This window comes from Citrobacter sp. H12-3-2, assembly GCF_009649895.1.
GTDB lineage: Bacteria > Pseudomonadota > Gammaproteobacteria > Enterobacterales > Enterobacteriaceae > Citrobacter > Citrobacter portucalensis.
The window spans coordinates 2,575,103-2,600,452 of sequence record NZ_CP045837.1; the positions used below are offsets into that span (position 1 = coordinate 2,575,103).

Annotated in this window: 27 protein-coding genes; 12 read left to right on the plus strand and 15 right to left on the minus strand. The window is 50.1% G+C overall.

What is annotated here, in order from left to right; all coding sequences use genetic code 11:
- Nucleotides 1-16 precede the first annotated feature (16 nt).
- Together GHC22_RS12285 and GHC22_RS12290 are read left to right on the plus strand one after the other, a co-directional pair.
- A complete protein-coding gene (locus GHC22_RS12285; RefSeq protein ID WP_048214206.1) occupies nt 17-892 on the plus strand; it encodes a LysR family transcriptional regulator in 876 nt (291 codons plus the stop codon).
- 222 nt (nt 893-1,114) lie between these two features.
- On the plus strand, nt 1,115-2,311 hold the full coding sequence (locus tag GHC22_RS12290; RefSeq protein WP_153753097.1) for a sugar transporter: 1,197 nt from the start codon (nt 1,115-1,117) through the stop codon (nt 2,309-2,311).
- Between the two features lie 43 nt (nt 2,312-2,354).
- On the opposite strand, the gene GHC22_RS12295 is transcribed toward GHC22_RS12290, so the two are convergent.
- On the minus strand, nt 2,355-3,020 hold the full coding sequence (locus tag GHC22_RS12295) for a MarC family NAAT transporter (protein ID WP_003832936.1): 666 nt from the start codon (nt 3,018-3,020) through the stop codon (nt 2,355-2,357).
- Between the two features lie 257 nt (nt 3,021-3,277).
- Between GHC22_RS12295 and marR the strand changes: the two genes are divergently transcribed.
- The 3 genes from marR to marB are packed head-to-tail and all read left to right on the plus strand — an operon-like array spanning nt 3,278 to nt 4,363.
- Entirely contained in the window at nt 3,278-3,712 is a 435-nt protein-coding gene (marR, locus tag GHC22_RS12300; protein WP_042308445.1) for a multiple antibiotic resistance transcriptional regulator MarR, read from the plus strand.
- Between the two features lie 18 nt (nt 3,713-3,730).
- Entirely contained in the window at nt 3,731-4,114 is a 384-nt protein-coding gene (gene marA / locus GHC22_RS12305; RefSeq protein WP_003032424.1) for an MDR efflux pump AcrAB transcriptional activator MarA, read from the plus strand.
- A gap of 30 nt (nt 4,115-4,144) precedes the next feature.
- A complete protein-coding gene (gene marB / locus GHC22_RS12310; RefSeq protein WP_153753099.1) occupies nt 4,145-4,363 on the plus strand; it encodes a multiple antibiotic resistance protein MarB in 219 nt (72 codons plus the stop codon).
- Between the two features lie 29 nt (nt 4,364-4,392).
- Here the strand turns inward: marB and eamA are convergent, their stop codons facing one another.
- Nucleotides 4,393-5,292 carry an O-acetylserine/cysteine exporter gene (eamA, locus tag GHC22_RS12315; RefSeq protein ID WP_153753100.1) on the minus strand — a complete coding sequence of 300 codons (900 nt, stop codon included), beginning with the start codon at nt 5,290-5,292 and terminating at the stop codon, nt 4,393-4,395.
- Between the two features lie 198 nt (nt 5,293-5,490).
- Here eamA and ydeE point away from each other — a divergent pair, with 198 nt between their 5' ends.
- A complete protein-coding gene (gene ydeE, locus GHC22_RS12320) occupies nt 5,491-6,678 on the plus strand; it encodes an efflux MFS transporter YdeE (protein WP_008784745.1) in 1,188 nt (395 codons plus the stop codon).
- Nucleotides 6,679-6,718: 40 nt separating this feature from the next.
- Here the strand turns inward: ydeE and urtE are convergent, their stop codons facing one another.
- From urtE to urtA, 5 genes are read right to left on the minus strand one after another with little or no spacing between them, the layout of a single operon-like run.
- Nucleotides 6,719-7,417: an urea ABC transporter ATP-binding subunit UrtE gene (urtE, locus tag GHC22_RS12325; protein ID WP_048214207.1), complete on the minus strand. Its 699-nt coding sequence runs from the start codon at nt 7,415-7,417 to the stop codon at nt 6,719-6,721.
- Between the two features lie 9 nt (nt 7,418-7,426).
- Nucleotides 7,427-8,224 carry an urea ABC transporter ATP-binding protein UrtD gene (gene urtD / locus GHC22_RS12330; RefSeq protein WP_079934016.1) on the minus strand — a complete coding sequence of 266 codons (798 nt, stop codon included), beginning with the start codon at nt 8,222-8,224 and terminating at the stop codon, nt 7,427-7,429.
- Entirely contained in the window at nt 8,224-9,297 is a 1,074-nt protein-coding gene (gene urtC / locus GHC22_RS12335) for an urea ABC transporter permease subunit UrtC (protein WP_048214208.1), read from the minus strand. Before urtC ends, urtD begins: the two co-directional genes overlap by 1 nt.
- Nucleotides 9,297-10,871: an urea ABC transporter permease subunit UrtB gene (gene urtB, locus GHC22_RS12340; RefSeq protein WP_153753102.1), complete on the minus strand. Its 1,575-nt coding sequence runs from the start codon at nt 10,869-10,871 to the stop codon at nt 9,297-9,299. Before urtB ends, urtC begins: the two co-directional genes overlap by 1 nt.
- Nucleotides 10,872-10,914: 43 nt before the next feature.
- The gene (gene urtA / locus GHC22_RS12345; RefSeq protein ID WP_003832925.1) at nt 10,915-12,186 is read right to left on the minus strand and encodes an urea ABC transporter substrate-binding protein; all 1,272 of its coding nucleotides are present in this window, start codon (nt 12,184-12,186) and stop codon (nt 10,915-10,917) included.
- 486 nt (nt 12,187-12,672) lie between these two features.
- Between urtA and mgtS the strand changes: the two genes are divergently transcribed.
- The gene (mgtS, locus tag GHC22_RS12350) at nt 12,673-12,768 is read left to right on the plus strand and encodes a protein MgtS (RefSeq protein ID WP_003032406.1); all 96 of its coding nucleotides are present in this window, start codon (nt 12,673-12,675) and stop codon (nt 12,766-12,768) included.
- A gap of 285 nt (nt 12,769-13,053) precedes the next feature.
- Here the strand turns inward: mgtS and GHC22_RS12355 are convergent, their stop codons facing one another.
- The 3 genes from GHC22_RS12355 to dcp form a co-directional block, all read right to left on the minus strand.
- Nucleotides 13,054-13,980 carry a diguanylate cyclase gene (locus GHC22_RS12355; protein WP_153753104.1) on the minus strand — a complete coding sequence of 309 codons (927 nt, stop codon included), beginning with the start codon at nt 13,978-13,980 and terminating at the stop codon, nt 13,054-13,056.
- Between the two features lie 155 nt (nt 13,981-14,135).
- Nucleotides 14,136-14,396: a hypothetical protein gene (locus GHC22_RS12360; RefSeq protein WP_020996405.1), complete on the minus strand. Its 261-nt coding sequence runs from the start codon at nt 14,394-14,396 to the stop codon at nt 14,136-14,138.
- A 218-nt stretch (nt 14,397-14,614) separates the two neighbouring features.
- Nucleotides 14,615-16,660, minus strand: coding sequence for a peptidyl-dipeptidase Dcp (gene dcp, locus GHC22_RS12365; protein ID WP_153753106.1), 2,046 nt, complete (start codon nt 16,658-16,660; stop codon nt 14,615-14,617).
- A 137-nt stretch (nt 16,661-16,797) separates the two neighbouring features.
- Between dcp and ydfG the strand changes: the two genes are divergently transcribed.
- The 3 genes from ydfG (at nt 16,798) to ydfZ (ending at nt 18,712) form a co-directional block, all read left to right on the plus strand.
- On the plus strand, nt 16,798-17,544 hold the full coding sequence (ydfG, locus tag GHC22_RS12370; RefSeq protein ID WP_153753108.1) for a bifunctional NADP-dependent 3-hydroxy acid dehydrogenase/3-hydroxypropionate dehydrogenase YdfG: 747 nt from the start codon (nt 16,798-16,800) through the stop codon (nt 17,542-17,544).
- A gap of 86 nt (nt 17,545-17,630) precedes the next feature.
- Nucleotides 17,631-18,317, plus strand: a complete 687-nt coding sequence (locus GHC22_RS12375; RefSeq protein WP_003032396.1) for a GntR family transcriptional regulator — start codon at nt 17,631-17,633, stop codon at nt 18,315-18,317.
- A gap of 191 nt (nt 18,318-18,508) precedes the next feature.
- Nucleotides 18,509-18,712 carry a putative selenium delivery protein YdfZ gene (gene ydfZ / locus GHC22_RS12380; RefSeq protein ID WP_003032393.1) on the plus strand — a complete coding sequence of 68 codons (204 nt, stop codon included), beginning with the start codon at nt 18,509-18,511 and terminating at the stop codon, nt 18,710-18,712.
- A gap of 74 nt (nt 18,713-18,786) precedes the next feature.
- On the opposite strand, the gene GHC22_RS12385 is transcribed toward ydfZ, so the two are convergent.
- The 4 genes from GHC22_RS12385 to GHC22_RS12400 all read right to left on the minus strand — a co-directional run bounded on the left by GHC22_RS12385 (nt 18,787) and on the right by GHC22_RS12400 (nt 23,459).
- Nucleotides 18,787-20,253, minus strand: a complete 1,467-nt coding sequence (locus GHC22_RS12385) for a mannitol dehydrogenase family protein (protein ID WP_153753110.1) — start codon at nt 20,251-20,253, stop codon at nt 18,787-18,789.
- A 162-nt stretch (nt 20,254-20,415) separates the two neighbouring features.
- A complete protein-coding gene (locus GHC22_RS12390; RefSeq protein ID WP_153753112.1) occupies nt 20,416-21,750 on the minus strand; it encodes an MFS transporter in 1,335 nt (444 codons plus the stop codon).
- A gap of 60 nt (nt 21,751-21,810) precedes the next feature.
- A complete protein-coding gene (gene rspA, locus GHC22_RS12395; protein WP_153753114.1) occupies nt 21,811-23,025 on the minus strand; it encodes a starvation-sensing protein RspA in 1,215 nt (404 codons plus the stop codon).
- A 107-nt stretch (nt 23,026-23,132) separates the two neighbouring features.
- Nucleotides 23,133-23,459 carry a YnfA family protein gene (locus tag GHC22_RS12400; RefSeq protein ID WP_008784733.1) on the minus strand — a complete coding sequence of 109 codons (327 nt, stop codon included), beginning with the start codon at nt 23,457-23,459 and terminating at the stop codon, nt 23,133-23,135.
- Between the two features lie 153 nt (nt 23,460-23,612).
- On the opposite strand from GHC22_RS12400, the gene GHC22_RS12405 reads away from it, so the two are divergent.
- Together GHC22_RS12405 and speG are read left to right on the plus strand one after the other, a co-directional pair.
- Nucleotides 23,613-23,954 (plus strand): DUF1283 family protein, encoded by a 342-nt coding sequence (locus GHC22_RS12405; RefSeq protein ID WP_003032382.1) that lies wholly within the window; start codon nt 23,613-23,615, stop codon nt 23,952-23,954.
- A 35-nt stretch (nt 23,955-23,989) separates the two neighbouring features.
- Entirely contained in the window at nt 23,990-24,550 is a 561-nt protein-coding gene (gene speG / locus GHC22_RS12410; protein WP_003832900.1) for a spermidine N1-acetyltransferase, read from the plus strand.
- 6 nt (nt 24,551-24,556) lie between these two features.
- Here speG and GHC22_RS12415 read toward each other — a convergent pair whose 3' ends face one another.
- Nucleotides 24,557-25,267: a YnfC family lipoprotein gene (locus tag GHC22_RS12415; RefSeq protein ID WP_079934114.1), complete on the minus strand. Its 711-nt coding sequence runs from the start codon at nt 25,265-25,267 to the stop codon at nt 24,557-24,559.
- Between the last annotated feature and the right edge of the window lie 83 nt (nt 25,268-25,350).

Sequence of the window (25,350 nt, forward strand, 5' to 3'; positions counted from 1 at the left end):
ACGAATAGAGAAGATTATGGATCTGACGCAGCTGGAAATGTTCAATGCCGTCGCGGAGACTGGCAGTATTACACAGGCCGCCGCGAAGGTGCATCGCGTGCCATCCAATCTCACCACCCGTATACGTCAGCTTGAAGCCGACCTGGGCGTTGATCTGTTTATTCGTGAAAACCAGCGCCTGCGGCTTTCCCCATCCGGGCACAACTTTTTGCGCTACAGCCAGCGGATCCTGGCACTGGTTGAGGAAGCCAGGATGGTCGTCGCCGGGGATGAGCCACAAGGACTCTTCTCTCTCGGCTCGCTTGAAAGTACAGCAGCAGTTCGCATCCCCGCTACGCTGGCTGAATATAATCAGCGTTACCCCAAAATTCAGTTCGCGCTGGCGACAGGTCCTTCAGGCACAATGCTGGACGGCGTACTCGACGGAACATTGAACGCGGCCTTTGTCGATGGCCCAATTACCCATCCGGGACTTGAAGGAATGCCGGTCTACCGTGAAGAGATGATGATCGTGACGCCGCACGGCCATCCCCCCATTCAGCGGGCCAGCGACGTCAACGGTTGCAGTATTTACGCCTTTCGCGCCAACTGTTCCTATCGCCGCCATTTTGAAAGCTGGTTTCATGCCGATCGCGCCATGCCCGGCACCATTCATGAAATGGAGTCATATCATGGCATGCTGGCCTGCGTCATTGCCGGCGCGGGTATCGCACTGATCCCGCGATCGATGCTGGAGAGCATGCCAGGGCATCATCAGGTCAACGCCTGGCCGCTAAGCGAGAACTGGCGCTGGCTGAATACATGGCTGGTCTGGCGCAGAGGTGCAATGACACGTCAGCTGGAAGCGTTTATTGAGGTGTTGAACCCTCAGTTATCACAGAGCCCGGAGTAACTGGCAATCCTCAAAGAACATGAATACCTGTAAATCCGGGTGAAGTCAGACGCCCGGAATTTCATTATTATTGAAATACTTAAAAATCCGAGGAATGTTCGGCAGCACATTGTGGCGCCCTGCCAATGAAATGAGATCCATATCACAAAATGATTGTATTTTCGCCAGCAAACGTTTTAAGATCGTGGCCTTACCTTTTCGCAGCTAATCCTCTTATTTGATATGACAACAGACACTGTTTCCCGCAAGGTCGCGTGGCTACGGGTAGTTACGCTTGCCATTGCCGGTTTTATTTTCAATACCACCGAGTTTGTCCCTGTCGGCTTGCTGTCCGACATCGCACAAAGCTTCAATATGCAGACCGCTCAGGTCGGGATCATGCTGACGATCTACGCCTGGGTTGTCGCCCTGATGTCGCTCCCTTTTATGTTACTTACCAGTCAGGTGGAGCGCCGAAAACTGCTGATCTGTCTGTTTGTTGTGTTTATCGCCAGCCATGTGCTCTCTTTCCTGGCATGGAATTTTACCGTGCTGGTAATTAGCCGTATTGGTATTGCTTTTGCGCACGCTATTTTCTGGTCGATTACCGCATCGCTGGCGATCCGCCTGGCCCCTGCCGGTAAACGTGCACAGGCTCTCAGCCTGATTGCCACTGGCACCGCACTGGCGATGGTGTTGGGGCTGCCAATCGGGCGTATCGTCGGTCAGTATTTTGGCTGGCGCACGACCTTCTTCGCCATCGGTATGGGGGCGTTAGTTACCTTGCTTTGCCTGATAAAGCTCCTGCCCAAACTACCCAGTGAGCACTCCGGCTCTTTAAAAAGCCTGCCGGTGTTATTCCATCGTCCGGCATTGATGAGTCTGTATCTACTGACGGTGATTGTGGTCACCGCGCATTACACGGCCTACAGCTATATCGAGCCGTTTGTGCAGACCGTCGCGGGCCTGAGCGCAAACTTTGCTACCGTGCTATTGCTGGTTCTGGGTGGCGCGGGAATTGTCGGTAGCGTCATTTTCGGTAAGCTGGGGAATCTGCATGCGTCAGTGCTGATTAGCAGTGCCATTGCCCTGTTGACGGTATGCCTGGTGCTGTTACTTCCCGCTGCTGACAGCGAAATGCACCTTGCTGTCCTGAGTATTTTCTGGGGCGTCGCCATCATGCTGATAGGTCTGGGTATGCAGGTGAAAGTGCTGGCGCTTGCTCCGGATGCGACTGACGTCGCAATGGCACTGTTCTCAGGTATTTTTAATATCGGTATTGGCGCTGGTGCGCTGGTAGGCAATCAGGTGAGTTTGCACTGGTCGATGTCTACGATTGGTTACGTCGGCGCAGTGCCTGCCGTTGCCGCGTTGATATGGTCGGTGATTGTCTTTCGTAAATGGCCGGTATCGCTGGAAGAACAGCCTCAGCATTCGTAAAAAATGTGCCCGGTAAACATTAACTATTACCGGGCACAGCGTTCTAAGCGTAGGTTTTAATAATTTCCAGCACGCCGTTAATAATAAACTGCACGCCCATACACACCAGTAAGAAGCCCATCAAACGAGAAATCGCTTCGATACCACCTTTGCCGACGAGGCGCATGATCCCCCCGGAACTGCGCAAACAGCCCCACAGGATAATCCCAACAACCGCAAAAATAATCGGCGGTGCAACCATGATCACCCAGTCCGGAAATTCGGAACCATGACGCACGGTTGACGCGGAACTGATGATCATCGCAATCGTTCCCGGACCGGCAGTGCTTGGCATAGCCAGCGGTACAAAGGCGATATTGGCAGTCGGCTCGTCTTCCAGCTCTTCTGACTTGCTTCTCGCTTCCGGAGAATCATGCGCCTTCTGCTGCGGAAACAGCATCCGGAAGCCGATAAACGCAACGATTAACCCACCCGCAATACGTAGTCCGGGAATCGAAATCCCGAAGGTATTCATCACAAGTTGCCCGGCATAGTACGCCACCATCATGATGGCAAACACGTAAACGGACGCCATGAGTGACTGACGGTTACGCTCTGCGCTGTTCATATTGCCGGCAAGGCCAAGGAACAACGCTACGGTGGTTAACGGGTTTGCCAACGGTAACAGGACTACCAGCCCAAGTCCTATCGCTTTAAACAAGTCCATCATAATGTCATCTTTCCTGTGCGTTAATCGTCAACGGCAAGTATACGGTGAAATCCGCGAGATAAGCCATTTTCGCGATGTAAGGATTCATTTTTCATCCACGCGTATAAACCATAATTATCAGATCGTTAAAATTTCACTCATCGGATGTTGAGTCTGATGATTTAACAAAACGTGGCATTTGCTGACTCATTCATTTGACTTATATTTGCCTAAGCAATAATATCAGCCGTGACTAACTACTTGCCAGGGCAACCATTGTGAAAAGCACCAGTGATCTGTTTAACGAAATCATCCCACTGGGTCGTTTGATCTATATGGTTAATCAGAAAAAAGATCGTTTGCTAAACGACTATCTGTCACCGCTGGATATCACGGCATCGCAGTTCAAGGTGCTCTGCTCCATCCGTTGCGCGGTGTGCATCACCCCTGTCGAATTGAAAAAAGTGCTGTCTGTCGACCTTGGCGCCCTGACGCGAATGCTGGACAGACTGGCCTGTAAAGGCTGGATCGAAAGGCTTCCGAATCCACATGACAAGCGTGGCGTGCTGGTGAAACTCACTGAGCATGGCGCAGCAATTTGCGAGCAGTGTCATCAATTAGTAGGGCAAGACCTGCACCAGGAACTAACAAAAAACTTAACGGCGGATGAAGTAGCCACACTTGAGCACTTGCTTAAGAGAATCCTGCCGTAAACAGAAAGAGGTATGACGATGTCCAGACGCAATACTGACACAATCACTATTCATAGCATTTTGGACTGGATCGAAAATAACCTTGAATCGCCGCTCTCGCTGGAAAAAGTGTCTGAGCGTTCAGGTTACTCCAAATGGCACCTGCAACGGATGTTTAAAAAAGAAACCGGTCATTCACTGGGTCAATACATTCGCAGCCGTAAAATGACTGAAATAGCGCAAAAATTAAAAGAGAGTAACGAGCCCATTCTTTATCTGGCAGAGCGTTACGGTTTTGAGTCTCAGCAGACGCTGACCCGGACATTCAAAAACTATTTTGATGTTCCGCCGCATAAGTACCGTATGACGAATATGCACGGCGAATCACGCTATTTGCTTCCACTCAATCAATGTAATTGCTAATCACCAGTTAACGACGTAACCGAGGAAATCATGAAACTTCTGTCTTATGCAATGCTGGCCCTGCTGTTTATTGTTTCGGGCCAGAGCATGGCGGAACAGACCGCGCAACCTGCCACCCAGAACAGTCGCGACGCGATGATTATGCCCCCTGCGCACGATCAGTCCCCGTTCGATTTCAATCATATGGGTGCAGGCAGCGACAAGTCCGACGAATTAGGTGTGCCTTATTACAATATGCGCAACCTGTAATTATATAGCCCCGCCACTGCGGGGCTTTTTTAGCCCCTCACCGATGCAACCTTACGCAACCGAAAGCCAAACACATTGATATACAACCCTGCCATGATCAGTAGCGCACCGAGCAGTTGCAATCCGGTCAGCGTTTCATCCAGCAGCACGACCGCACTCGCCAGTCCAACGACCGGCACCAGCAGCGACAACGGCGCGACACGCCAGGTTTCATAGCGTCCGAGTAACGAACCCCAGATACCGTAACCCACAATGGTCGCCACAAACGCCAGATAAACCAGTGAAAGAATGGTGGTCATATCTATCTCCACCAGACTGTGGGTCATTTGCGTTGGACCATCCAGAAGCCATGATGCCAGGAAGAACGGAACAATGGGAATTAACGCGCTCCATACCACCAACGACATAACGGCCGGACGCGATGTATGCTGCATGATTTTTTTGTTAAAGATATTGCCGCAGGCCCAGCTTAGCGCCGCTGCCAGCGTCAGCATAAAACCGAGCATGCCAACATGCTGACCATTCAGACTGGCCTCAATCAGCATCAGCACGCCAAATACCGCCAGCGCAATCCCAACCAATTGTTTACCCTGCAGGCGCTCACCGAAAGCAAATACGCCCAGAACAATGGTAAAAAACGCCTGAGCCTGCAATACCAGAGAAGCTAACCCTGCAGGCATACCGAATTTGATAGCGCTAAAGAGAAATGCGAACTGCCCAAAACTGATGGTCAGGCCATAGCCGAGCAACAGCGAAAGTGGGATTTTCGGCCTGGCAACAAAGAGTATTGCCGGAAACGCCACCAGTAAAAAACGCAATCCCGCCAACATTAGCGGTGGCATATTGTGCAGACCCACTTTAATAACGACAAAGTTCAGTCCCCAAACCACGACAACCAGTAACGCTAACAACCCGTCTTTACGCGACATACCACCGCCTCTGCAAATATTAAATTTTTGTAAACAAGTTAAAGTAACGGAAATCGTTGTGCCGTAACAGATCATTATTTCAGGTAGGCCACGCAAGGCATTTTCGGACAACTTATTGAGTGTACATCACAGTTTTGACATGCTATTTGTTTCTTATATCTAAAAAAAACATAACAACATGCATTGTCGGGCAGGAAAATGAATATCTCTCTGAGAAGGTCCACTCTCGCGTTACTCGCGTCATCATTATTATTAACAATTGGCCGTGGCGCCACTCTGCCATTTATGACGATTTACCTCAGTCGGCAGTATCATCTGAGCGTTGACCTGATCGGCTATGCGATGACGGTCGCGCTGACCATTGGCGTGGTGTTCAGCCTTGGCTTTGGTATTCTGGCCGACAAGTTCGATAAAAAACGCTATATGCTGCTGGCAATTTGTGGCTTTGCTTCCGGCTTTATTGCAATCCCGCTGGTGCATAACGTGGTGGTAGTGGTTTTACTCTTTGCCCTGATCAACTGTGCCTACTCCGTCTTTGCCACGGTGCTGAAGGCCTGGTTTGCCGATAATCTGTCTGCCACCAACAAGACTAAAATTTTCTCGCTTAACTATACCGTGCTGAATATTGGCTGGACCGTTGGTCCACCGCTGGGCACTCTACTGGTGATGCAAAGCATTAACCTGCCATTCTGGCTGGCTGCCGCCTGTTCAGCATTGCCACTGGTGTTTATCCAGACCTGGGTAAAACGTTCGACAGCACCATCAGAAGGTTTAAACGCCGCGGTGTGGTCCCCATCGGTACTTCTGCGCGACCGGGCATTATTCTGGTTTACGTTGTCGGCCTTTCTGGCATCGTTTGTTGGCGGTGCTTTTGCGTCCTGTATTTCGCAATACGTTATGGTGGTCGCCGATGGCGATTTTGCCGAGAAAGTGGTAGCAGTCGTCTTGCCCGTTAACGCCGCCATCGTAGTATCACTGCAATACGCGCTTGGCCGCAGGCTCACCGCCACGAATATCCGCCCGCTGATGACAGTGGGTACAGTCTTCTTTGTCGTTGGCCTGGTCGGTTTCGCTTTCTCCGGCAACAGTCTGTTGTTATGGGGGATTTCTGCTGCCTTTTTCACTATCGGCGAAGTCATTTACGCGCCTGGTGAATACATGCTTATCGACAACATCGCGCCAGCAGGCATGAAAGCCAGCTATTTTTCCGCCCAGTCGTTGGGCTGGCTTGGCGCAGCGGTTAACCCATTAGTCAGCGGCGTCATTTTAACCACATTGCCGCCATGGTCGCTGTTTGTCGCGCTGATAGTGGCGATCGTTCTTGCCTGGGCGCTCATGATAAAAGGCATGCGCGCCAGGCCCTGGGGGCAGACGGTGGTCTGCTGATGAGTATAGCGACAGAGCCGAAGCCGCTCTGTCGCATACCTCAGATTGCAACCAGTCCCCGAACGCCCTCGGCCTCCATATTTTTACCATCGCCGCTTTGAATAATGCTGCCCCGCGACATGAGCAGGTATTTGTCGGCCAGCTGCTGCGCAAAATCGTAGAACTGCTCCACCAGCAAAATAGCCATATCCCCCCGGTGCGCCAGTTGAGAAATCACCTGACCAATCTCTTTAATCACCGACGGCTGGATCCCTTCCGTTGGCTCATCAAGAATCAACAACTGTGGGCGACTTGCCAGCGCTCGTCCTATGGCCAGTTGCTGCTGTTGCCCGCCGGACAAATCTCCGCCACGCCGATGCTTCATCTCCTGTAAAACCGGAAAGAGCGCGTAAATATCATCCGGCACATGCCGGGCCTCCGGTGCTGAAAAACGGGAAAGACCGAGCAGCAGATTCTCTTCGACCGTCAAACGCGGAAAAATATCACGCCCCTGTGGGACATACGCCACACCGGCCCTGACCCGCTGATGCGGCTTCCAGTGAGTGACATTTTTATCCTGCCAGAGCACGCTTCCGCTACGGGCCGGAATAAGTCCCATCAGACACTTTAGTAGTGTTGTTTTCCCCACGCCGTTACGCCCCAGCAGGCATGTCACCTCACCGATACGCGCTTCAAAGCTCACCCCGCGCAGAATATGGCTGCCACCATAATATTGATTCAGTTCTTTCACCTGCAGCATATGAACTCCTTAACGCCCGAGATAGACTTCAATAACCTGCTCGTTGGCCTGCACATCGCGAAGACTCCCCTGAGCGAGGACACGTCCCTGATGTAATACTGTGACGCGATCGGCAATGGTTTCAACAAATCCCATATCGTGCTCAACAACCATCAGAGAGTGCTTACCGGCAAGCTGGCGAAACAGCTCCGCCGTGTATTCCGTTTCCGCATCCGTCATCCCCGCCGCGGGTTCATCCAGTAGCAGTAAATGCGGCTCCTGCACCAGCAGCATGCCAATTTCGAGAAACTGTTTTTGCCCATGCGAAAGCAGACCGGCGCGGCGGCCCCGCTCATTACCAAGCCGCAACAGCGCCAATACTTCATCAATACGATCCCTTTGTTCGCCTGAGAGTCGTGCCCGTAGAGCCCCCCAGACAGATTTATCATTTTTCAGCGCCAGCTCCAGGTTCTCTTCCACCGTTAATGCTTCAAATACCGTGGGCTTTTGAAATTTCCGTCCAATCCCCTGACGCGCGATGGCAATGGGATCCAGCGTTGTTAAATCGGTCGACTGATCGTATATCGCACGACCACTTTGCGGTCTGGTTTTACCGGTTATGACATCCATTAACGTCGTCTTCCCGGCGCCGTTGGGGCCAATAATACAGCGCAGCTCCCCGACGCCAATATTGAGCGAGAGATCCGTTAATGCCTGGAATCCGTCGAAATTAACGTTAATTTTTTCCAGTTGGAGTACCGGGTCCGTTTGTTCGCGAAACCGATCGCCCGGCATCTGGCGAGTAAAAAGTCCTTCATCCGGCTGCATTATTTGTCTCCTTTGCGAAACAGGCCAATCACACCACGGGGTAAAAAAAGCGTAACGCCAATAAAGATCAGGCCAAGAAACAGCTGCCAGTATTCCGGCATAATGACGGTAAACAGGCTTTTAGCACCGTTCACCAGTACAGCGCCAAATACCGGGCCGATCAGGGTTCCACGTCCGCCGAGAGCAACCCAAATCGCCGCTTCAATCGAGTTGGTCGGCGACATTTCGCTGGGGTTGATAATCCCTACCTGCGGGACATAAAGCGCCCCGGCCAGGCCGCACAGCACAGCGGAAAGCGTCCACACCAGTAACTTGAAACCTTTCGGATCGTAACCACAGAACATCAAACGGTTCTCGGCATCGCGCACGGCGGTCAGAATACGACCAAACTTACTGCGGCCCAGCGCAAGTCCCAGCCATATTGCCAGCACCAGCAGCATAACCGTCGCCAGAAACAGCGCGATCCTGGTGGACGTCGCGGTCACCGGAAACCCCAGAATGGTGGTAAAACCGGTAAAACCGTTATTTCCACCAAAGCCGGTTTCATTGCGGAAAAACAGCAGCATTCCGGCGAAAGTCAGGGCCTGGGTCATGATGGAGAAATAGACACCTTTGATTTTTGAACGGAAGGCAAACCAACCAAATACCAGCGCCAGCAAGCCCGGCACCAGAACAACCAGCAGCATTGCCCAGAGAAAATGTTGCGTCCCCCACCAAAACCAGGGCAGCTCGCTCCACGACAGGAACGACATAAAGGCCGGTAATCCTTCGCCGGAAGCCTGGCGCATCAGGTACATTCCCATCGCATAGCCCCCCAGCGCGAAGAAAATACCGTGTCCCAGCGAGAGCATTCCGGCATAGCCCCACACCAGATCCAGCGCAACGGCCACAATGGCATAGCAGAGAATTTTCCCGGCCAGCGTCAACGTCCAAACCGATATGGCCAGCGGATGCTCCGCAGGTAACAGCGCAAGAAACGGCAGAATAATCAACGCCAGCAGTAAGCCCAGACCCAGCACGCGTGTTGTACGCGGCGCTTTACGCGCCAGCGTTATTGTCATTGGCATCGTCATCAGTCAATAACCCTCCCTTTCAGCGCGAACAGTCCCTGAGGTCGTTTCTGAATAAACAGAATGATCAGCACCAGGATCATGATTTTGCCGAGAACCGCCCCCACCTGAGGCTCCAGAATTTTATTGAAGATCCCCAGCCCAAATGCCGCAGCCACGCTCCCGGCAAGCTGTCCAACGCCGCCCAGTACCACCACCAAAAACGAATCGATAATGTAGCTTTGCCCCAGCTCCGGTCCTACGTTACCTAGTTGCGAGAGCGCCACGCCTCCCAGTCCGGCAATTCCTGAACCAAGGCCAAAGGCCAGCATATCGACTCGTCCGGTGGGTACGCCGCAGCAGGCCGCCATATTGCGATTTTGCGTCACGGCACGCACGCGCAGCCCGAGGCGCGTTTTATTCAACAGCAGCCAGGTGAAGAACAGCACCAGCATGGCAAAGCCAAGCACCACAATTCGGTTCCACGGCAATATCAGATTGGCATAAACCTGAATGCCGCCGGAAAGCCATGCCGGATTGGCGACTTCAAGGTTTTGCGCGCCGAAAGTCATACGCACCAACTGGATGAGCATCAGGCTGATACCCCAGGTCGCCAGTAGCGTTTCAAGCGGACGGCCATATAAATGGCGTATCACCCCACGCTCGAGCAGCATTCCTACTACCGCAGTCAGCAAAAAGGCGACCGGAAGTGCAATAACCGGATACCAGGCTAACCCGTGCGGGAAAAACTGCCCCATCAACTGTTGCACCATCCAGGTACAGTACGCCCCGAGCATCAACATCTCGCCATGCGCCATATTGATGACGCCGAGTAATCCATAGGTTATCGCCAGACCCAATGCCGCAAGCAGCAAAATAGAACCCAGTGACAGTCCCATGAAAGCCTGCCCAAGAAGATCCCCAACCTTCATGCGATGCGAGATGGAATTCAGACTTTCGTCAGCGGCAGCACGCACTCGGGCATCGGGTTCATGTTCAGCCCTGGTGAATGGCTGCAGGCGCGCCTGAGTTTCAGGATCATTTGACGCCCCTAATAGTTCGATTGCCTGAAGCCTGACCTCCGGCGAGGTGCTGCTCAGTTGCAGATTTGCCAGTGCAATAGCGAGTGCGGATTTCACATCACCATCTGACTCCTGAGCCAGTCGTTGCTGTAAAAACGGCAGCATGCCCGGCTGCGCCTCACGCTGTAATGTACGAGCTGCCTTTACCCTTACCGTGACACTGTCACTTAAGAGCTGATGGACAGCCAACGCTCCGGCTACCAGATTACGCAGGCGGTTAGTCAGGCGAATTTTTTTTAGCTCGCCGTTTGGGGCTGTCGCTGTTCCTAACGGCTGTACGTGCGAGCCGTTCATGATGAAGGCATTTTTCGTGTTATCGGTCAGCAGGTTCTCATCTCGCAGCGCGCTGAGCAGCGGGATGCGCTGAACGTCGGGATTCACCGCCCATTGTTCAAGCAAGGCGGCCTGCTGAGCACGGTTGGCGGCGGTAAAGGTATCAGCATCTGCGGCCTGGGCTATCCACGGCAAAAACCACATCAGCAACAACACACCACGAATAAAGCGCATAGCTTTCATGAGCGTTCTCCAAAGCATTACCCTCCCGCAGGAGGGCGTTAGATCAGTTGCTGGCGGTTTTCACAGGCTGTTCAGATTTTTTATCATTACCAGCGATGTACGGACTCCACGGCTGGGCGCGGACCGGCTCATCGGTTTGCCACACCACGTTAAACTGGCCGTTGCCTTCAATCTCGCCAATCATGACGGGTTTATGCAGGTGATGGTTGGTCGCATCCATGGTCAGGGTAAAACCTGATGGCGCAGCGAAGGATTGCCCCGCCATAGCTGCACGAACTTTATCCACATCGGTAGTTCCGGCTTTTTCTACCGCCTGCGCCCACATATGCAGGCCAACATATGTGGCTTCCATTGGGTCGTTCGTCACCACCGAATCAGCATTCGGTAATTTGTGCGCTTTGGCATACGCCCGGTAATCAGCGACAAACTTTTTGTTGGCCGCATTATCGACGGACTCAAAGTAGTTCCAGGCGGCAAGGTTGCCCACCAGCGGTTTGGTATCAATACCGCGTAGCTCCTCCTCACCCACGGAAAAAGCCACCACCGGCACATCGGTGGCTTTCAGCCCCTGATTCGCTAACTCTTTATAGAACGGTACGTTAGAATCCCCATTGATGGTTGATACCACCGCCGTTTTTCCCCCTGCGGCGAATTTTTTAATGCTGGCGACAATGGTCTGGTAATCGCTGTGTCCGAATGGGGTGTACACCTCTTCGATGTCTTTATCGGCGACCCCTTTTGAGTGCAAAAAGGCGCGTAAAATTTTGTTGGTCGTACGCGGATAAACATAATCTGTGCCCAGCAGGAAGAAGCGTTTCGCGCTACCGCCGTCCTCACTCATCAGATACTCAACCGCAGGGATCGCCTGCTGATTGGGGGCTGCGCCGGTATAGAAGACGTTAGGCGACATCTCCTCACCTTCATATTGCACCGGGTAAAACAGCAGACCGTTCAACTCTTCAAATACCGGTAGAACCGATTTACGCGAAACCGATGTCCAGCAGCCGAAAACTGCCGCCACCTTGTCCTGACTCAGCAGTTGTCTTGCTTTTTCAGCAAATAATGGCCAGTTCGAGGCCGGGTCAACCACCACCGGTTCCAGCTTTTTACCCAACACACCGCCCTGAGCATTTATTTCATCGATGGTCATCAACGCCACATCTTTTAGCGGCGTTTCGGATATGGCCATCGTGCCGGATAACGAATGCATGATGCCAACCTTAATGGTGTCGGCTGCCTGAACGCTAAAACTCACGCCCATTGCGACAACAGAGGCAGAAAGTGCAAATGCTTTTAGAAATGTACGACGCTGCATAGTTTCACTCCTGAAATTAGACTTGCTGAAAGCTCCGGTGCAGCCGGGCAGACAAAAGGGTGCAAATTAAGGGTGTTCAGAAGTGATAAGGCAAAAACAATGCCAAATATTAAAACCTCATATAAAATCAATAAATTAGCATCTCGCACACATAAATCAGTATTACATTTTCCCGCAAAAAGGATTAATCACACGAAAAATTGAACCACCATGAGACAACTCTGCATTATAAACGTGCAACAATCTGTATCAGCAGCACACCGTCATAACAGCGTCTCAGGGTTTAAAAACAGGGTTATTTGTGCGCAGATAAATGTGTCTCGTCACTATTATTTATTTTATTCGACGTGATCATGTCAAAAATTTACTTTTCAGTCGAAATAATCACACAGTTCAGCCTTTGTTTAAGATTGAATTGCTACTATAGTCATAAGCGAGGTGAACTTAAGGTAAGAGAGGAAACTCACAGATAAAGGAGCATTTACTATGCTGGGTAATATGAATATTTTTATGGCTGTTCTGGGAATTATTTTATTTTCCGGTTTCCTGGCCGCGTATTTTAGCCACAGATGGGATGATTGATGAACGGAGATAGTCCTGCACCGACCCGGCCCCTTGTAGCGTAACTGCACAAGGGGCCATTTTTTTTACCTGAATCGCACTCGCTGTGCCTTTTTCCTGATTTACAGATAAAAAAAACCGCCGGATAAACCAGCGGTAAATGCTTGCATGGATAGATTTGTGTTTTGCTTTTATACGCTATCTGGCAATTCCCTGCGAAGATAACGGATAGTCAGCTAACCTATCACCGACAACCCCAATGAAAGTTAAACGAAACGCAACTACCTCAAAGCGTTTTTCGAAAACTCACGCACTGAGGGGATACGAGGTTCCGTCATTGGTGTCCACCAACGCAATTTGCTCATTTTCATCTATAAACATGCAGCGATTCCTGCCGGTCTGTTTCCCCTGATACATCGCCCTGTCGGCCCGACCAAGCGCGGTATCCAGCGTTTCACCCTGTTGAACCCGGGTTATACCTGCCGTCACCGTGATACCGATCTCTCCCTCAGTGTAGGGAATTTTTTTCTGACCAATCAGACGACAAAGTCGCAAACCCGCCTGACATGCCTGCTCGTCCGTTTTTGTTCTGATGATGATAATGAACTCTTCTCCACCGTAGCGGTACGCCGCCTCATCATATCTCGTCCATGACAATAAATTTGATGCCAGAGCCCGCAATACCACGTCACCAACCAAATGGCCGTAGGTATCGTTAACGTATTTAAAACGATCGATATCTAACAACAATATATAAAGATTAAGCGGTTCGGCATCGAGCAACTGCCGATCAAAAGACTCATCGAGCATTCTTCTGCCAGGTAAACCTGTTAATGCGTCGATATTACTGCGGATACTCAATAAATATATTTTGTAGTCCATTACAGATGAGGTAAATGCCAGCAGCGCATCCTGGAAGCTGTCGAAATGCCATGAATGGCTACGATTCTCCACGATAGCCATTAGCAATTTCTTGCCTGATAAATGCATCTTTTCGTGGGTGGCGCTTATCTTGCTTACGTAACTACAATCATCCTCATTGTACCGTGATTGATTATTAAGCCACTGTCCAAATCGACAAACAAAATGCGAGTTTTCACCCATAATATCCGGCAGTGTAACATCTGAAGACACCACGCAGCGGAACATTGTCACTAACCATTTGTAGTGGGCATCAATGGACTTGTTCAACTCAATCAAAATTGCATCTATTTCCTTCGTATTTCTCATCATCACGTTCTCCCTCCCTGTTCGAGCGTTTCTGATGGAATTATCTTAACGATAAAAAAGAAAATTTATGTAAATTTTTTAATAGTAATTAATAAATCGTAATTAACAGGATATTACGCTATACCTTCTGGTGTGGCATAGCGTTGTCAATAAAGTGGTCAAACCAATAACGGTTCATTCAGCATTTCATTAAGCCCAATCACCTCTAATTGATCGGATGTGTAGGTTTTGTCGCCTCTGGCATATTGATACGCAGAACCATGGGAAAACCCGGATTCACGCGCTTCTTTATACCGTGCGATGATTTCAGCATTTGAGCGTGAAACATGTGGCGTAAACGGAGTGACGCTGGATTGCACAATTGTACTATCTGCACATCCGGACATAACAAGCACAGCTATTAGAACCCCTATTTTCATTAACAATTACCTGAGAAACCTGCCCGTACATGAACGCTAATCTTATCAAACATCCAAAGGCATCATCATTATTAAACTAGCATTCCTGAATATATTTCATCATCATTTGTTGATAACTATTATTGTCAACTTTCATATAAAACCCTAAAAATTGCCATCTTTTAAAATAATAAAAAACCGGGCATCACGCCCGGCTCAATATTCTGGCTAATAATCTCTTAGACGCTCAAACCACGATGTTCCAGCATTGGCTCCATTTTTGGATCACGCCCGCTCCATTGGCGATAAAGTTCAGTTAAATCAGTACCGTTACCGCGGGACAAAATAGCTTCACGGAATTTCTGCCCGTTTTCGCGGGTTAATCCACCCTGCTCTACAAACCACTGATAGCCGTCGTCAGCCAACATTTGCGTCCATAAATAGGCGTAATAACCCGCAGCATAGCCGCCGCCGAAGATATGGGCAAAATAGCTGCTGCGATAACGAGGCGGCACAGCCTTGAGATCCAAACCTTCAGCCGCCAGCGCCTGCTGTTCAAATTGATCGACCGAAAGAGATAACGCGCTCTTTTCCAGACTGTGCCAACGCATATCCAACAATGCGGCACTGAGCAGTTCGGTCATGTCGTAACCTTTGTTAAACAGGCTGGCCCGCTGCATCTTATCCCGCAACGCCTGTGGCATTTGCTCCCCGGTATCAACATGACGAGCAAAACGAGCAAAGACCTGCGAATGACTCGCCCAGTGTTCGTTGATCTGCGAAGGAAACTCAACAAAATCACGCGGAGTGTTGGTCCCTGAAAGCGTGGCATAACGCTGAGTGGCGAACAGGCCGTGCAACGTGTGCCCAAACTCATGAAATAACGTAATAACATCATCCCACAATAACAATGCAGGCTGACCCTTTGCCGGTTTTTGATAATTACACACGTTGTAAATAACCGGCCGGGTTTCATTGAGTTGCGATTGCTCAACAAAATTGCCCATCCAGGCACCACCGCTTTTCGATTCCCGGGCAAAGAAATCGCCGTAAAATAACGCCAGCCCTACGCCATCGTGATCGAATATTTCCCATACCCTAACATCCGGGTGATAAACAGGAATGTCGAACCGTTCTATAAATTTTATGCCAAAGAGTTGATTAGCTGTCCAGAAAACGCCCTCGTTCAGCACCGTATCAAGGGCAAAGTAAGGTTTGAGCTGCGCCTCATCAAGTGCATATTTTTCACGACGAACCTGCTCGGCATAAAATGTCCAGTCCCAGGCCTCGACGTTAAATTGCCCCTGTTCGTGATTGATAACATTCTGGATTTCGGCCTGTTCATCCAATGCCCTGGCTCGCGCAGCGGGAACAATCGCCCGCATGAAATTGAGTGCCGCTTCCGGTGTTTTTGCCATCTGATCGGCAATTTTCCATGCAGCGTAATTGGCAAAACCGAGTAGTTTCGCCTGCTGCATCCGGATCTCGACCAGTCGCTGAATAATCGCCCGAGTATCGTTAGCGTCATTGTTTTCTGCTCTCGCCCATGCGCGGTTGAACAGATTCTCACGGGTCTGGCGATCGCGTAACGCCGCAAGCGCCGGTTGCTGAGTCGTGTTCAATAGCGGGATAACCCAACGCGCTTCAAGCCCTTTCTCCTTTGCAGCTTCGGCGGCAACAGCAATTTCCTCTGCGCTGAGTCCGTCCAGGTAACGTGCATCATCCACCACCAGAGCACCGGACTTGTTCGCCGCCAGCAGCCGTTGATTAAACTGGCTGGTCAACGTGGCGGACTCTGTATTGAGCGCTTTAAGGTTCGCTTTATCGACCTCATTCAAACGCGCGCCGGCTAATACAAAACGCTGGTGGATGACCTCCAGCAAGCGTAATGATTCGCTATCCAACCCCAGCGAACCTCGCTGTTGCCAGACCGCTTCAACGCGCGAAAAAAGCGCGCCATTGAGATAAATATCATTGGCAAGGCTCGCCAGTTCTGCGGAAAACTCTTCGTCAAGGCGCTGTAGTTCATCGTTGGTGTGCGCCGCCGTCATCGCGAAGAAAACGCTGGTTACGCGTGTCAGCAAAGCGTCGCTTTGTTCAAGCGCCAGCAACGTATTGGCAAAATCTGGGGCCTGCGGGTTTTGCACAATCGCCTCGATCTCTGCACGTTTTTGCCGCACGCCTTCATCGAACGCTGGGCGATAGTGCTGCACCTCTATCTGATCAAACTGCGGTGCCTGGTACGGCAACGTGCTGTGACGTAAAAAAGGATTCGTTAACGACATCTTTCACTCCTGAAAACGATTTGTTTACCAGAGTAGACTTACCAGGAATCAACCGCAATCGCGTTACGCAGGAATAGCTCTGAACGGAAATGACGTGCTATGGTAGTACGACATAAAAAGCGTTGAGGAACAGTGAGATGATCGTTTTAGTAACCGGAGCAACCGCAGGTTTTGGTGAGTGCATTACGCGTCGTTTTATTGAGAATGGGCATAAAGTTATTGCCACCGGACGCCGCCAGGAGCGCCTGCAGGAACTGAAAGAGGAATTGGGTGACCGCCTCTATACCGCGCAGCTGGACGTACGTAATCGTGCATCGATTGAAGAGATGCTGGACGCCCTTCCTGCTGAATGGCTCAATATTGATGTTCTGGTCAACAACGCGGGTCTGGCGCTGGGCCTTGAACCTGCTCACAAGGCCAGCATTGAAGACTGGGAGAATATGATCGACACCAACAACAAGGGGCTGGTTTATATGACCCGTGCCGTTCTGCCTGGCATGGTTGAACGCAACCGCGGTCATATTATCAATATCGGTTCTACCGCGGGCAGCTGGCCATACGCTGGCGGTAACGTCTACGGTGCGACCAAAGCATTTGTTCGCCAGTTTAGCCTGAATTTACGTACTGATTTACACGGCACTGCAATTCGCGTTACCGACATCGAGCCGGGTCTGGTTGGCGGTACGGAGTTCTCTAATGTCCGTTTTAAAGGTGATGACGCCAAAGCTGAAAAAGCCTACGAAAATACCACGGCGCTGACTCCGCAAGATGTTACAGAAGCGGTATGGTGGGTGGCTTCTTTACCGGCTCATGTCAATATCAACACCCTTGAAATGATGCCTGTCACACAGTCTTTTGCCGGGCTGAGTATCCACCGGAGCTAATTTCTCTGCCCGGCCTTGTGCCGGGTATAGATAGCCTGAAAGAAGTGATAAAATATCCGGGTTAACTCTCTAAAAAGTAAGAATGAATGACCGTAGAAACGCAGCTCAACCCTACACAGCCAGTAAATCAACAGATTTACCGTATTCTTCGCCGTGATATCGTGCATTGTCTGATTGCACCCGGTACACCGCTGTCGGAGAAAGAGGTTTCTGTACGCTTTAATGTGTCACGCCAGCCGGTACGAGAAGCATTCATCAAACTGGCTGAGAACGGTCTGATTCAGATCCGCCCGCAGCGTGGCAGCTACGTGAATAAAATTTCGCTGTCGCAGGTGCAAAACGGCTGTTTTGTTCGCCAGGCAATTGAATGTGCCGTGGTACGCCGCGCCGCATCGCTGATCAACGATCAACAGTGCTATCAGCTTGAACAGAATTTGCATCAGCAGCGCATCGCAATTGACCGAAAACAGATTAATGATTTCTTCCAGCTTGATGATGAGTTTCATCAGAAACTGGCTTTAATCGCCGAGTGCCAACTCGCCTGGGATACCGTTGAGAATATAAAGGCTACAATTGACCGCGTTCGTTATATGAGCCTGGATCATATTTCCCCGCCTGAAATGCTACTACGCCAGCATCACGATATCTTTGCCGCCCTTGAGAAGCATGATGGCGATGCGGTCGAGCGCGCAATGATGCTCCATCTTCAGGAAATTGGTGAGTCCGTTCAGCTTATTCGTCAGGAAAATAGCGACTGGTTCAGCGAAGATTAATACTACGCTCACCTCACTCCGGGGTGAGTTTCTCCTGCGTTTTCCCCGCGCCCGCATAACTGCATAAAAAAAGCTGTGATTTTGATCGAAAACAAAAAAAATCATTAACGAGAAGCGTATTTATATTGCGCCCGTTACGTGGGACTAAAAGCCCACGGGCTTTGACGGTAAGTTGGAAAGGAGAAAACACCATGAAAACATACGATCGTAACCGTAACGCAATCACCACTGGCAGCCGCGTCATGATCAGCGACACCGGACTCACAGGCCGCATTACAGCAATAGATACCGATGGCCTGACCGCTGAGCAGATTCGCCGCGGGAAAACAGTGGAAATCGAAGGATGTGAAGGCAAATACGCCCCCCTCGAGCTGATTCGTTTAGGCATGAACTAATTGGTGTGAATGCCAGAAAACACAGCGCCATCTGGCCGTTGCAAGCCAGATGGCGACATAAAGCATAATCTTCGTTACTTCAGTTTTGCTGCATACTTCGCAACCGTCGCCTTCGCCCCTTCAGCCAGTAAAGTAAGATACGCTTGTGTGACCTGACGGTTGAACAGTTCAACCTGTGGCAGTTCACGGCCAAAAATAGCATCGATTGCCAGCAGCGCCTGAACGCGCTCTTCGCCCTCGTTGCTGCTACGCACCGCATTCTGGATCACCGGCAACAGTGGATCGCTAATTTCAATCGCCTGGCCCTGTTCATCCACACCACCGACGTAACGCATCCAACCAGCGACACCCAGTGCCAGCAGCGCAAAGTCACTACCGTGCACAATGTGCCAACGAATGGAATCAAGCATACGCTGCGGCAGTTTTTGGCTACCGTCCATGGCGATCTGCCAGGTGCGATGACGCAGCGCCGGATTGCTGTAGCGTTCAATTAACAGATCGGCGTAGCGCTGTAGGTCAACACCTTTTACTTTCAGCGTAGGTGCTTGTTCCTGCAACATCAGCGCACGTGCAGCAAGACGATAGTTTTCATCGCCCATGCAATCGTTAATATGTTGATATCCCGCCAGATACCCAAGATACGCAAGGAAAGAGTGGCTGCCGTTGAGCATACGCAGTTTCATCTCTTCAAACGGAATGACATCAGCTACCAGTTCCGCCCCGGCCTTTTCCCATTCAGGACGGCCGGCAACAAAGTTATCTTCAATTACCCACTGGCGGAACGGTTCGCATGCCACGCCTGCCGGGTCGCGTACACCGGTGATATGTTCAATTTTGTCCAGCGTCTCCTGCGTAACCGCCGGGACAATGCGGTCAACCATTGTTGATGGGAATGTCACATGTTGTTCGATCCACGCGGCCAGTTCCATATCTACCGCTCGGGCATATGCAATGACAACATTGCGCATCACATGACCGTTTTCTGGCATGTTATCGCAGGACATCACGGTAAAGGCGGCTAAACCCGCAGCTTTGCGACGCGCCAGGGCTTCAACCAACACGCCCGGCGCAGTTTTAGGCTGTTTAGGGTTTTGCAGATCGGCGGCAATCATCGGGTTGTCTAACATCAGTTGGCCGGTCGCCGGAGAATGGCAGTATCCTTTCTCGGTGATGGTCAGGGAAACGATCGCGACCTGCGGTTCACACATCGCTGACAGTACGCTTTCCAGACCATCAACCTGCGCATGCAATGCATTTTTCACCACGCCCACGACTCTCGCAGTCCAGGCATCAGCAGACATCTCTGCAACGGTATACAGATTATCTTGCTGTTTCAGATCGAAAATCTGCTGCTCGCCGCCAATCAGGTTCACCTCGTAGTAGCCCCAGTCACTGCCGTGATCGGCGGCCAGAATGTCAGCGTAAACACCCTGATGTGCGCGGTGAAACGCGCCAAACCCCAGATGAACAATACGCGGAACCAGTTTTGTACGATCGTAGTCAGGAAGTGCAGCCTTTGCCGCTAAGAGCTTGTTTTGCATGGTATGGCCTACTTATAAATGAAATCAGGACTGTTCCAGAGTAACGCCTGTATGGTTGTATGTTTTGATTTGCATTAAGCTTTTTTTGGATTGGTATGACATCATTTGTTTAGTTATATACCAAAGTCAGTGAATTTGGCGGCATACTGCCGCCAAAGGATATTAATGTTTCTGCCACTGCTGGTATTCACGCTTAAGTCTTTGCGGAGCGGTTTCCGGCATCATCAACAAACCAATAATTGAGATAACTCCAAGTACAATCACATAGGTTGCAAGTCCATAGTAATGTCCACCTGTTACTTGCAGAATTTTTACTGCTACCAAGCCAAGAATGCCACTGCCTATTAGCGACCCCAGTTGCCAAATTAAAGCTATTCCGCTACAGCGAATATGAGTTGGGAAAAGCTCCGGAAAATAAGAAGCCTGAGGTGCATAACACATACTATGCCCAACACTCAGCACCAGGATCATTACTATTTGTGTAAGCCAAAAACTATCCTGATTAATCGCAAGGAAGAAAGGAATAATCATCACGACCTGCAGCAGCGCACCGATAATATAGACTGGTTTACGTCCAATTTTATCGCATAGCGACCCCATCAACGGTATTGCAATTATTTCTATTATGACCGCAACGATCATTGTCTCCATCAAAATATTAGCATCAAGATTGTTTGCCTTACCGTAAGCCAAAACAATCACTGTGAACATTGCAAATGTGCAAGCTTCAATCAGTTTCGCGCAGACCCCCTTGACAACAATGCCAGGAAAATCGCGGATAACTTCAACTAATGGACGTGATTCTTCTGCTTTTGTCTCTCTAATCTGAGCAAAGACAGGTGATTCATCAATTTTTAAGCGGATAAACAGTCCAACAATAACCAGTAACAGACTCAACAGAAACGGTATACGCCACCCGTAATCCATCATTACCTCTGGAGAAAGTGTGGCATTTAATAGCGCAAAGAGCGCTAACGGCAGGAGGAAACCAACCGGCGCACCGATTTGAACCCAACTGGAAAAAAATCCACGATGTTTGGGTTCAGAATATTCAGCCGTCATCAGTACTGCACCGGCTTGCTCACCTCCAACACCAAATCCCTGTAATACACGAATAAAAATAAGTAAAGCTGGAGCCCAGACACCTATTTTCTCATATGTAGGTAATAACCCTATACAGAACGTCCCCAAACCAACAATTAATATAGTAATAACCAGTGCTTTTTTACGCCCAACCTTATCGCCAATATGCCCAAAGACGATTCCTCCTAATGGTCTTGCGAGGAAACCAACAGCATAGGTTGCAAAAGCAGCGAGAGTACTTATTAACGGATCGTCACTCGGGAAAAATAGATGACCAAAAAAGAGTACAGCTGCTGTCCCGTATGCAAAAAAATCATAATACTCAGCAGCAGTACCAATTGCGGATGCTGAAGCCACTCGACGAATAATAGGCTTATTATCTACGTTATTTTTAATATCGACTGAACTAACCATAAGTTTAACCTTCTGTAGGGTATTGGGTTAATCAACATCTTTCGTACGTAAAATTTATATTTACCAGTTCCACAGCGTGCCATCTTCCAGGCGAGCAACGGGCAGATATGCAGGGTCATACGGATATTTCGCCGCCAGTTTTTCGTCAAACTCGATCCCAAGACCAGGTTTGTCTCCTGGATGCATATAGCCGTTATCAAAGGTCCAGTTATGTGGGAACACTTCCAGCATTTGCTCGGAATAGCCCATATATTCCTGTACGCCGAAGTTCGGCACCCACAGATCAAAATGCAGCGCGGCGGCCATGCACACAGGCGACAGATCGGAAGGTCCATGTGAACCGGTACGAACCTGATACAGCGACGCGAAATCAGCAATCCGGCGCATACCGGTGATACCACCCGCATGGGTGATGGTGGTGCGGATATAGTCGATCAGTTGTTCTTCAATAAGCTGTTTACAGTCCCAGATGCTGTTGAACACTTCCCCTACCGCAATCGGCGTGACGGTATGCTGGCGGATCAGGCGGAAGCACTCCTGGTTTTCAGCTGGCGTTGGGTCTTCCATCCAGAACAAACGGTACTGTTCAATGCTTTTGCCAAAACGGGCTGCTTCAATTGGTGTCAGACGGTGGTGCATATCGTGTAAAAGGTGTTCGTTGAAACCAAACTTGTCACGCACGGCAGCAAACAATTTTGGTGTGAAATCCAGGTATTTCTCCGTTGACCACAACTGCTCTTCCGGCCATTGCCCTTTGGTGGCGGGTTCATAGGCCAGTCCTTTGCCCTTAGACATACCGTAAGTGGTTTTCATACCCGGTACGCCGCACTGCACACGAATGGCTTTAAAGCCCATTTCTTTATGACGTGCATAATCTTCGAGTACGTCATCAACGGTATGGCCTGTGGTGTGGCAGTAGACCATAACCCCTTCACGAGAAGCACCGCCGAGCAACTGGTACAACGGCATATTCGCCGCTTTCGCTTTAATATCCCAGAGAGCCATATCCACCGCAGAAATCGCCGACATGGTGACCGGACCACGACGCCAGTACGCACCTTTGTAGAAAAACTGCCAGATGTCCTCAATACGATGCGCATCGCGACCAATAAGCTGCGGACACACGTGATCTTTCAGATACGACGCCACAGACAACTCGCGTCCATTTAACGTGGCATCTCCCAGCCCGGTGATCCCATCTTCTGTCGTAATTTTCAACGTTACAAAATTACGCCCAGGACAGGTGACAAACACTTCAGCCCCAACAACCTTCATTTCTTATTCCCTACATCTGTTCTTGTGATGCAGGAAATTTACTCAACTGAGCTACTACCATACAAGTATAAAGATCAAAAAAACGCTGTTTGATCACAAAAAAGGCGCTATGCGCGCCCCCATCCAGCCACAATGATCAGCATGCCGCACAACGCCACCAGCGCGCCAGACCAGTCATATAAACTGAGTTTTACACCATCGACAATACGTAGCCATAGCAGCGCGGTCACCACGTAAACACCGCCATAGGCTGCGTATACACGCCCGCTGGCTGCCGGATGCAGTGTCAGCAACCAGACGAATAAAGCCAGTGACACCCCGGCGGGTATCAGCAACCAGGCTGTAGCTCCTCGCTTAAGCCAAAGCCAGGGTAAAAAGCAGCCAATGATTTCGCATAACGCGGTGATGAAAAAAAGAAATGTGGTCTTAAGCATTGATGTTATTCAGTTACCTTCGGTTTAACCATGATACGACAGAATCTCGTTAGCGTATCCATATCCACCGGGTGGGTATGCCCGCAAACTGGAATAGTGTAGAATTTAACCCTGTTTTATCGTTTTTACCCTTTCCCATAAAAGGAATTCACCATGAAAATTACACTGACCAAACGCCTGTGCCTGACGGCTATGCTGACCCTGGCTGCGGCTGTGTACACCTCTTCGGCATTTGCTGAAACCAGTAAACTGGTCATTGAATCCGGAGACAGTGCGCAAAGTCGTCAACAAGCCGCAATGGAAAAGGAACAATGGAACGATACGCGTCAGCTTCGCCAGAAAGTCAATAAACGTGCAGAGAAAGAGTGGGACAAAGCCGATACGGCCTTTGATAGCCGTGATAAGTGCGAGCAGAGCGCTAATATTAATGCGTACTGGGAACCTAACACCCTGCGCTGCCTCGACCGCCGTACTGGCCGTACCGTTGCCCCATAATCATTGCACTTTGAAGGATATTGAAAGGATACGATATGACTAGCGCCCTCAGTGTTAAGTTGCGCCCGCTGGAGCGTGAAGATTTACGATTCGTCCATCAGCTTGATAATAATGCCAGCGTAATGCGTTACTGGTTCGAAGAGCCTTACGAAGCGTTTGTTGAGCTGTCAGACCTGTATGACAAACACATCCACGACCAAAGCGAACGCCGCTTCGTGGTGGAGTGCGACGGTGAAAAAGCCGGGCTGGTGGAATTGGTTGAAATTAACCATGTACACCGCCGGGCCGAGTTCCAGATTATTATTTCGCCGGAATATCAGGGGAAGGGTCTGGCCTCACGGGCAGCAAAGCTGGCAATGGACTATGGCTTTACCGTGCTCAACCTCTATAAGCTGTATCTGATCGTCGATAAAGAGAACGAAAAGGCTATCCACATCTACCGTAAACTCGGTTTTATGGTGGAAGGCGAGCTGATTCATGAATTCTTTATCAACGGCCAATACCGCAACACTATCCGCATGTGCATCTTCCAGCAGCAGTATCTGGCAGAACACAAAACGGCAGGCCCTAACCTGTTGCAACCTACCGCTCAGTAAAGGCGATTAGTAGTAATCGATAGTGTTTTCAATCGAGTAATGATGCTCAACTGCCGGCTTCACGCTCTCGTCCACGATAACGAGCTGGCAGTTGATCGGATTTGCGTATTCATCGTATTTGCACGTTTGTTTGACATTGCCTAACGGATGATTGTTGAGCAGACTCACCGCGGTGTAATCTAACTTCTTCAATGGGTCAACCGACGGTTTAGCATCAACCTGCAAAGTGCTGTCCTTACTGACGGTTGTTTTGCCCAGCGGGTAGCCTTCGGCATCATATCGATACTGCACCTTCATCTCTTTCCCCGTGGCGGAAACGACAAAACCGTTATCGTCGGTATCCCACACCACACCTGCAGCAGGCAGTTCCGCTAGCTGGCATTTACCTTGTAAGCGGATCTTTTTTTCCAGCGTTTCGGCATCCCGATAGTAGTTAGCATCCAGGACCAGCGCCATACCGGTATTGTTTTCGATATCGTGCAGTTCAAGTGTATCGAAACACCCTTCCTGTGACAGGGTACCAGCAACGCGCTTGGTGACCTCACCTTTGTCGTTGAGCAGCGTCTGACTGAAATCTTTCACCGGCCCGCGCAGCGGATCGAAATCAAATTCATTGGAAAAACTGGCCATTTCCGGCGTAAAGGAAACCAGCCCTTTGGCGTTATCACACCCAACCAGCACGACACACAGGAAACCTAACAGGGTCTGTTTCTTCACATTTTTCACCGGGATAAGAAGATAATTCTCAATCATATTAGCAAATACAGTTATTTACACCAGAAATGCTAATCTTAGTCTAT

Excerpts from the sequence above, each read along its gene's own strand:
- GHC22_RS12285 (WP_048214206.1), top strand. The coding sequence starts at position 17 with ATGGATCTGACGCAGCTGGAAATGTTCAATGCCGTCGCGGAGACTGGC.
- GHC22_RS12290 (WP_153753097.1), top strand. The coding sequence starts at position 1,115 with ATGACAACAGACACTGTTTCCCGCAAGGTCGCGTGGCTACGGGTAGTT.
- GHC22_RS12295 (WP_003832936.1), bottom strand. The coding sequence starts at position 3,020 with ATGATGGACTTGTTTAAAGCGATAGGACTTGGGCTGGTAGTCCTGTTA.
- marA (WP_003032424.1), top strand. The coding sequence starts at position 3,731 with ATGTCCAGACGCAATACTGACACAATCACTATTCATAGCATTTTGGAC.
- marB (WP_153753099.1), top strand. The coding sequence starts at position 4,145 with ATGAAACTTCTGTCTTATGCAATGCTGGCCCTGCTGTTTATTGTTTCG.
- eamA (WP_153753100.1), bottom strand. The coding sequence starts at position 5,292 with ATGTCGCGTAAAGACGGGTTGTTAGCGTTACTGGTTGTCGTGGTTTGG.
- ydeE (WP_008784745.1), top strand. The coding sequence starts at position 5,491 with ATGAATATCTCTCTGAGAAGGTCCACTCTCGCGTTACTCGCGTCATCA.
- urtE (WP_048214207.1), bottom strand. The coding sequence starts at position 7,417 with ATGCTGCAGGTGAAAGAACTGAATCAATATTATGGTGGCAGCCATATT.
- urtD (WP_079934016.1), bottom strand. The coding sequence starts at position 8,224 with ATGCAGCCGGATGAAGGACTTTTTACTCGCCAGATGCCGGGCGATCGG.
- urtC (WP_048214208.1), bottom strand. The coding sequence starts at position 9,297 with ATGACGATGCCAATGACAATAACGCTGGCGCGTAAAGCGCCGCGTACA.
- urtB (WP_153753102.1), bottom strand. The coding sequence starts at position 10,871 with ATGAAAGCTATGCGCTTTATTCGTGGTGTGTTGTTGCTGATGTGGTTT.
- urtA (WP_003832925.1), bottom strand. The coding sequence starts at position 12,186 with ATGCAGCGTCGTACATTTCTAAAAGCATTTGCACTTTCTGCCTCTGTT.
- mgtS (WP_003032406.1), top strand. The coding sequence starts at position 12,673 with ATGCTGGGTAATATGAATATTTTTATGGCTGTTCTGGGAATTATTTTA.
- GHC22_RS12355 (WP_153753104.1), bottom strand. The coding sequence starts at position 13,980 with ATGATGAGAAATACGAAGGAAATAGATGCAATTTTGATTGAGTTGAAC.
- GHC22_RS12360 (WP_020996405.1), bottom strand. The coding sequence starts at position 14,396 with ATGAAAATAGGGGTTCTAATAGCTGTGCTTGTTATGTCCGGATGTGCA.
- dcp (WP_153753106.1), bottom strand. The coding sequence starts at position 16,660 with ATGTCGTTAACGAATCCTTTTTTACGTCACAGCACGTTGCCGTACCAG.
- ydfG (WP_153753108.1), top strand. The coding sequence starts at position 16,798 with ATGATCGTTTTAGTAACCGGAGCAACCGCAGGTTTTGGTGAGTGCATT.
- GHC22_RS12375 (WP_003032396.1), top strand. The coding sequence starts at position 17,631 with ATGACCGTAGAAACGCAGCTCAACCCTACACAGCCAGTAAATCAACAG.
- ydfZ (WP_003032393.1), top strand. The coding sequence starts at position 18,509 with ATGAAAACATACGATCGTAACCGTAACGCAATCACCACTGGCAGCCGC.
- GHC22_RS12385 (WP_153753110.1), bottom strand. The coding sequence starts at position 20,253 with ATGCAAAACAAGCTCTTAGCGGCAAAGGCTGCACTTCCTGACTACGAT.
- GHC22_RS12390 (WP_153753112.1), bottom strand. The coding sequence starts at position 21,750 with ATGGTTAGTTCAGTCGATATTAAAAATAACGTAGATAATAAGCCTATT.
- rspA (WP_153753114.1), bottom strand. The coding sequence starts at position 23,025 with ATGAAGGTTGTTGGGGCTGAAGTGTTTGTCACCTGTCCTGGGCGTAAT.
- GHC22_RS12400 (WP_008784733.1), bottom strand. The coding sequence starts at position 23,459 with ATGCTTAAGACCACATTTCTTTTTTTCATCACCGCGTTATGCGAAATC.
- GHC22_RS12405 (WP_003032382.1), top strand. The coding sequence starts at position 23,613 with ATGAAAATTACACTGACCAAACGCCTGTGCCTGACGGCTATGCTGACC.
- speG (WP_003832900.1), top strand. The coding sequence starts at position 23,990 with ATGACTAGCGCCCTCAGTGTTAAGTTGCGCCCGCTGGAGCGTGAAGAT.